Consider the following 5951-nt stretch of genomic DNA (forward strand, 5'->3'; position numbering starts at 1 on the left):
CTTCCCAATGTTGGTGTTTATCAAAAAATATTCTTCTCAATATATTGGTCTCCATAAAATGAAAATACCACAGCTTAAATGACTGTGGTAGACCCAAATTTTTATACTTTCTTATCTTTGAACAAAATCGCTAACGCGACTTAAATCACGTCCCAAGTGGGGTAGCGTCAGGAAAGTGCGGATTTACAACGTTAAGGAAATCAAAATATAAAAAGTCTAATTTCTCGGTGTTATAAGTGAAAAATTAGGCTTTAGTTACTTCATTAAAGCGCCTGATTGATGAAGACTAAAGTTTATATTCACCAAGAAAATTGATGTGCTCTTATCCTAACAAATTGTAAAAAAGAGACATGAATGTTGCTTTTTTTCATACTGTATTTTGGAGGTGGAAAAATGGCAAGAGTCGCTTACCGAGATGCAGACGTTGATTTAATGGCAAGGATGATGAGAGCAGAGGCTGAAGGTGAAGGAGTACAGGGGATGCTATATGTTGGAAACGTGATTGTAAACCGTGCTGTAGCTGATTGTGCGGATTTCATGGATGTAAGGACCATTGAAGATGTTATTTTTCAAGTACAAGGGGGAAATTACTCCTTTGAAGCTGTGCAAAAAGGCAATATGTTTTATCAACGAGCAAGAGAATCTGAAAGAAGATTAGCAAGAAAGAATTTGGAATATTGGAGAGATTACCCAGCGAAATATGCTCTTTGGTACTTTAATCCATATGGTCCGTGTCCTCCAACATGGTATGGCCAACCTTTTAGTGGTCAATTTAAACAACATTGTTTTTATGAACCAGCGCCTGGAACATGTGAAAGCGTTTATAGTCGTTGAGGAAAAGATTCGAATATTTTTAAAAACTAAAACTTTTAGCAGCAAAAAAAAGGATCTTCTTACTGGAAGATCCTTTTTTCAGTGTCTATAAACATGATTATGTTAATTATAATCCCCTATAAACATGGTTTTGGTTCCCTTGATGGCTAATGGTTTTATTCATTTCTTACATATTCAATTTCAAAGGAGGATTTCCAATAAAATCACTTTTTCTTTTTTCGGTCCGAATTTTTGCGATTAGCTCATTCTATAAGGGAAGGAACAGTTTCAGCATCCCTTATTATGGGGAAATTAGGTTCTTATTCAAGACAAAACAGCTTGGCTACAGCCTTACGTGAGATGGGCCGAATAGAAAAAACGATCTTTATTTTGAATTATATTTCGGATGAATCATTAAGAAGAAAAATACAAAAAGGATTGAATAAAGGAGAAGCCATGAATGGACTGGCAAGAGCTATTTTCTTCGGAAAACAAGGCGAGCTTAGGGAACGAACCATACAGCATCAATTGCAAAGGGCCAGTGCCTTAAACATAATTATCAATGCCATCAGTATCTGGAATACTTTACATCTATCAAAGGCAGTTGAATATCAAAAACGGTCAGGTAGTTTTAATGAAGAATTATTGCACCATATGTCACCTCTAGGTTGGGTACATATTAATTTACTTGGAGAATACCATTTTAATTCGGAGAAAATGGTCTCGTTAGATTCTTTAAGACCCTTGAAACTTTCTTAACGTTGTTAAAACTGGGGGAATAGTCGGGGAAATGGGCTTAGCGTTGTAAATCCGCATTTTCCTGACTGTACCCCAATTAGACTCTATTTCCACATGAGGAGCAATATCTATTAGAAAAGTCTTTTCAGCAGTAGTTAAATATTTAATTTCACGCAAATACAAAAGATTCGCTTGGTTCAACTGGACAAACCTCGCTTTATTTTTTACTTTCCTTTCAGGAATTAAAATCATTCCTCTAGAATTTGCTTTACTTTGTAATTCTGATGCTTTTTGCAATTCTTCATCAGTCAATATTTTCTCATTTTCTAAATCTCTTAATCGTGCATTTTTTTCAGCTTTTCTAAAATTCAAACTATCTTTTTTCATCTAATTCCTCTCCTTATGTAGCAGGAATTAGACCCATTATGTTAGAATATATATATCTAAATAAAGGGACTAATCCCTCGCATTTGAGAAACCGCCAAGCCGACCAAAGCTACAGGCGGTTTTTCTTATTTTTCTATATTTCGACAATACCAACATTTTCCCCTTTTTTCTAGTTACTTTCTATCTTCATTTTCAAACTTTCCAATAATTTATCATCAATTCTTTTAGGTTTATAACCCATCCTATCAATCAAAATCCCCTCTATAACCTTCATACGAGCCGAATAAAGCCTATATTCACTTTCAGCAAAGGCTAATGTGTCCGAATCTATAAAAACGTCTTCTGGAGCTTTTTGAATGGTTCTCATAAGATTGTAAGATTTAGTTCGTTCTTCTCTCACCAATCGAAGTAAAACCAATAAATCATATGTATGAAACAAAGAAAGTTCACTAAAAGGTAATTCAGCATGATTTAAAGCTATATAATCCCTTAATTTTGGTCGATTAATTCTTAAAGGTGCTTCACAAAAACTACAATATTTTTCAACTTCTCCGTTCTCCTGATTGCAATAAGAACAAATCATATCAATACATCAATCCTTTTTACTTTCCCAAAAGCTTTCTAGTTCCAACTCTTCCTCAATCATATCTTCTAAAGTTTTAATATCTAAATCCCTCAAATACTCCTCTGTATAACTAGCTTTTATCAAAACATTCATGGCTTCATAATAAGCTAATGTAGCCTTATAAGAAGGACAATGAGAAAGTATTTCATATTCCTCACTTACCCATTCTTTTTTTAATTCCTCATATGCTATATCAAACCATGTTCTTAAGCTATTTATTGCATGATCATCTACTATCATTTAAATTCCTCCTTAAATCCAGTTTCCATTTGTAATTATTTCTCTTAAAAAAGCTGATAATGGTTGATTTCCTCTAGCATCATCTATCTGCTTCCAAATTTCATCTGGTAACGTGATAGAAAGCTTCTTTGTCGTTCCTAAGGAAGGACGTCCAGCTCCTTCACGCTTTCCTCCACGTTTTGGATTTACTTTCTTAACAACATTCGTTTCTTTCAAATGATCAGGCAATAAATCAGATTTATAAGGAGGAATATAAAGCTGATTCATCAATTCATTTACTTGTTCATCACTAACTTTTTCTTCTGTAGCTAAGTTTAAAAAATCATGTTCAAACTTTTTCATATCTTCATGCGTTTCTAATTCGCCATTCCATCTTTTCTCATATAATTTCTTGTGGAAATCCAATAATTTCAACATTCTATTACCTCATTTCGGCTACAAAAATTCCTTGTTTAATACTTATTAAACCATTTTAAGTAACTTATATCAATTACCAAAAATGAAAAAAGTACCATTATTTTAGAATTAGTTAAAAATGATGATGTGAAATTCAAATGAAAGGTTGCCATCAAGGCAACCATAAAGCCATAAAGGCTTTTGGTTATCTAGTCGCTAATTCCCTATTAAAAAGGAGTTTTTCACTTTTTCTAGAAATCCTTTACTTGGGGGGAATACGATATGGAAAACTATTCTACAAAAGATATAGCCAATATAACCGATATAGCAGAAAGTACAGTAAGAAAATACGCTCAATTATTAGAGAAACAAGGGTATATTTTTAACCGTAATATCAGTGGTAATCGTATTTTTAATGAACAAGATATAAAAGTATTTTTAGAGTTTAAAATGTTCCCCAAAAGCGATAATTCTGTTGATGATATAGCGAGCATCATAGCGACTAAATACATTGCAAGACCCGATACAAATGGTAGTGGTGTATCGGACAATACACAGGCAAATCAACCGTCTGAACGCGATATGTTGGTTGATTTAGTGAAAAAAGTTGACATACTGACCGATATGAATGAAAAGCAAAACAAATTCAATGAAGAATTATTAAAACGTCTTGAGCAACAACAAAAGTATATTGATTCCAAGTTGAATGAGAGGGATAAAATTCTTTTGGAGTCTCTAAGGCAGTCTCAAGAAACACAGAGGTTACTTGCAGCTACAGCTGAAGAAAAAAAGAAACCTTGGTGGACTAAAATATTAAAAAAGTGAGAAGAAAAAACTATATTTTTCTTCTCACCTTTTATTGATTTTTTCACTCCATTTTTTTAAAATTTTATTATTTTTTCTCTCTCTACTATTCCTGGTTAATTGGAATAGACTCTTTCATAACATCTTTACTTTTTTAATAATTTGTAAGCGACTTTTAACGAGTTATTTGCAATCAAAAAATTGTTTATTCTTTCAAGCTTATTGCAGCAGCAATTAAGCGATCTCACTTTCGAAAGAAAGGGAGAGAAAGAAATAAAGAGCATAAGGAAAAACTGGAACCATTTCATGGTTCAACCCGCAGTGCGGTTGGTTTTTGAGTGGTTACCACTTTGATATACAAATGTACACATTTTTACTAATCATGTACACCCATATATTAGGAGATGTACAAAAACACTCTATTTTTGTACACCTATTTTAATCCATTTTAACTAAAATTCATCAAGGTTTAGCCGTATTCTTTACACTTTTTCTGCTATTTCGCATAATAATTTTATAAACTCTTCATCAGTTATTTCACCATGAACATTCTTTAATACAAGCTCTTCTATCTCTTTAGAAATAACAAACCCTTCCATTTCTACAGATGCTTTTGCGGAGTTAAAATTTCTCATCATTATCCTCCTTATAAAAAATAAATACTACATAAAAAACTTCCTTTTAAATAAAGAAAATCTAATAAAATTTTATAATAACGACTGCATAAAATCCCACTTTTTCATGCAAAATTCAGGACTTTTTATAAGCTAAAAACCTTGGTAAATCAGCGATGTATAAAATCATGCATAACCCATAAAAAAACAAAAAAAGCCAAACCCTTGTTCATACTGGGTTTAGCTTTTTTCTTACTTCCGAAAATTAACGTTATGTAAACTAGTTTTGTATATAATATGCATAAATCACTTAACAATTTGCTATTTTACTCCTAAAACCCCAACGATTATAAATGATAAAATTATACTTAATGAAAAAGATATTATCCAATCTCTTTTTTTTGTCGTTTTGAACAATATATTTAAAACTAAACTAACAATCATTAACAGACCGAAAACAAATAAAATCATAATAAAGTGTGTATTGCAAAATAAAAGTGCAGAGTATTGCAAGCTGATTTGTCGTTGCTACTTTACATGGAGTGGTGGGCATGATAGCCTTTCGTGGCAAAGCCAGCCCTTGATCTTGCTGGCTTCTTGGCTTGAGACTCATGCCCGCAGAGGCTCCATGTCAAGTTGCAACATTGTGTAGTTGCAATTGCAATACTATGTATTCTTTCTTTGCAAAATACAATAAAGTCCATTCTTTAACCTTCTTTCACTTATTTTCAATGTCAATCATAAATTACTTATAAATTATATTAACACATATAGTATTCTCTACTTTCTAAAATATAAAAATAAGAAGATTGTCCTTTTATTAATTAGACAATCTTCTTATTTTTAAAACATTATGATCCAGTTACTGAACCTGAATATTGACTTGATTTTGCATAATAAAGTGGTGGTTTATCATGACCAGTTCGTTCTGCCGCATCATAAACTATAATTCTATAGTCACCTTCTCCATGATTAACATTAAAACTAATCTGCTTAGTATTTGTTACTGACTTTGTAGCTTTTGTTGTCCACCATAATCCATTACTCTTTTGAACTTTAATATAAACTTTTTTATTTTTATGTGTCTTGATAAATTTATCAACTTTGAATTTTACATTTATATTATCTTTACTTGAATAGAAATGATGATAATTTTTAGTAGTTGATGTTGTACTAGCTTTTGTAGTACCACTAAAATTTGTAATATGAACACTATGATACTACGTCAAGAAAATAGACACAGATTTCTACCGCGCTTTCGCTTGGTGGCCTTCAAAAAAAGTTTAAATTTATAGAGATTTAAACTTTTTTATGAAGGAGAAATCAAGCAGCGA

At 32.0% G+C, this 5951-nt stretch carries 6 protein-coding genes and 2 pseudogenes; 3 read left to right on the top strand and 5 right to left on the bottom strand.

What is annotated here, in order from left to right:
• Window positions 1-393 precede the first annotated feature (393 nt).
• Together ACTJJ9_RS25840 and ACTJJ9_RS25845 are read left to right on the top strand one after the other, a co-directional pair.
• On the top strand, window positions 394-834 hold the full coding sequence (locus tag ACTJJ9_RS25840; protein WP_130004285.1) for a cell wall hydrolase: 441 nt from the start codon (window positions 394-396) through the stop codon (window positions 832-834).
• 225 nt (window positions 835-1059) lie between these two features.
• Window positions 1060-1572 (top strand): annotated as a pseudogene (locus ACTJJ9_RS25845) (Tn3 family transposase); the annotation flags it as partial.
• Window positions 1573-1647: 75 nt separating this feature from the next.
• Here the strand turns inward: ACTJJ9_RS25845 and ACTJJ9_RS25850 are convergent.
• From ACTJJ9_RS25850 to ACTJJ9_RS25865, 4 genes and pseudogenes are all read right to left on the bottom strand, one after another.
• Window positions 1648-1938 (bottom strand): annotated as a pseudogene (locus ACTJJ9_RS25850) (MarR family transcriptional regulator); the annotation flags it as partial.
• A 169-nt stretch (window positions 1939-2107) separates the two neighbouring features.
• Window positions 2108-2521, bottom strand: a complete 414-nt coding sequence (locus ACTJJ9_RS25855; protein ID WP_440768999.1) for a hypothetical protein — start codon at window positions 2519-2521, stop codon at window positions 2108-2110.
• A 9-nt stretch (window positions 2522-2530) separates the two neighbouring features.
• Entirely contained in the window at window positions 2531-2803 is a 273-nt protein-coding gene (locus tag ACTJJ9_RS25860) for a hypothetical protein (protein WP_145585383.1), read from the bottom strand.
• A 12-nt stretch (window positions 2804-2815) separates the two neighbouring features.
• Window positions 2816-3220 (bottom strand): hypothetical protein, encoded by a 405-nt coding sequence (locus ACTJJ9_RS25865; protein WP_255452040.1) that lies wholly within the window; start codon window positions 3218-3220, stop codon window positions 2816-2818.
• A 261-nt stretch (window positions 3221-3481) separates the two neighbouring features.
• On the opposite strand from ACTJJ9_RS25865, the gene ACTJJ9_RS25870 reads away from it, so the two are divergent.
• Entirely contained in the window at window positions 3482-4024 is a 543-nt protein-coding gene (locus ACTJJ9_RS25870) for a DUF3967 domain-containing protein (RefSeq protein ID WP_145585384.1), read from the top strand.
• A gap of 461 nt (window positions 4025-4485) precedes the next feature.
• Here the strand turns inward: ACTJJ9_RS25870 and ACTJJ9_RS25875 are convergent, their stop codons facing one another.
• Window positions 4486-4638: an antitoxin VbhA family protein gene (locus ACTJJ9_RS25875; RefSeq protein ID WP_186324347.1), complete on the bottom strand. Its 153-nt coding sequence runs from the start codon at window positions 4636-4638 to the stop codon at window positions 4486-4488.
• Between the last annotated feature and the right edge of the window lie 1313 nt (window positions 4639-5951).

The sequence above is a fragment of the Metabacillus sp. 22489 genome (genome assembly GCF_052044855.1).
GTDB classification, from domain to species: domain Bacteria; phylum Bacillota; class Bacilli; order Bacillales; family Bacillaceae; genus Metabacillus; species Metabacillus niabensis.